Below are 1,024 nucleotides of genomic sequence, written 5' to 3' on the forward strand. Positions count from 1 at the left end.
TTCTGTATTTTCTGTTGTTGGTTGAAGTGAGGTTTCATTAGTAGCAAAAGAAACTGTTTCTTGACTTTCTGTCGCCGAATTTTCTGGCACAATTACATTGGCTCTAATTTGTTGATTTGTATCATAACCTTTGTCTGTCAAAAATTGACGCAAACTGGCAAAATATTCTGAGCGATCGCTACCTTTATATACCTTTTCTATTAATTTCCAGCCATCTTCTTTTTCGCCTAACATATATTTATTTGCTAGGTAAGCAGCCAAAACTCCTTTAACATTTTGGTTTTGATTTGAACGCCTGTAAAATTCTAGCCAAATTTCTGAGGAGCTGGTATTTATTTGTGCTGGATATTTCTTAGTTACATCTAATATTTCTCCTTGACGATACTGCCAGATACGGACCGGAAATACTGAATCATTTATATCAGCAAATACATTAGCAAATCTACTATCAAAACTTTGAAATTCTGGAAGATTATCATTATCTAAATCTTTGAGTCGATAATTAATATTCCCCCAGTAATGCCGCAGCATAGTATATTTATTTTCTGTAGGTTCATAACGATAAATCAAGGAATAAGTACCGCCTGCAAATGGAACATTACTATTATTTATTGTGAATAAATCTATCAATACCTCGGATTCTCCGTTGCCATCTAAATCTAGTAATTGTACTTTAACAAATCTACCTGCTAATACTGCCGTTGTACTGTCAGATTCACCTGCCAAAGATTTTACTGGTACTGGTTGATTTAAAATAATTTCTCCACTTCTAATAATTTTCAGACGTAGATCGCTGACTAAATCTGTATTATTTGCTTGTTCATAAAGAATTTCTGCCTGTAAATTACCATTAGCAAATCTTTCTACTATTCCAGGTGGATTTGTATTTTCTGTAGCAGTTGGTTCGGGATTTTCTGAGTTAGAATTTTCTCTAGTATTTGTTACTTCTGTAGTGCTTTGTGAACTTGTATTTTCTGTAGAAGTTGTTTCGGGATTTTCTGAGTTAGAATTTTCTCTAGTATTT

1 pseudogene is annotated in these 1,024 nt (G+C 33.3%); it reads right to left on the bottom strand.

Annotated elements, in window-relative coordinates:
- A pseudogene (locus ACP6PK_RS03415) lies at positions 1–1,024 on the bottom strand (hypothetical protein); the annotation flags it as partial.

The sequence above is a fragment of the Dapis hubbardiae BLCC-M172 genome (assembly GCF_050016015.1).
Classification (GTDB): domain Bacteria; phylum Cyanobacteriota; class Cyanobacteriia; order Cyanobacteriales; family Microcoleaceae; genus Trichodesmium.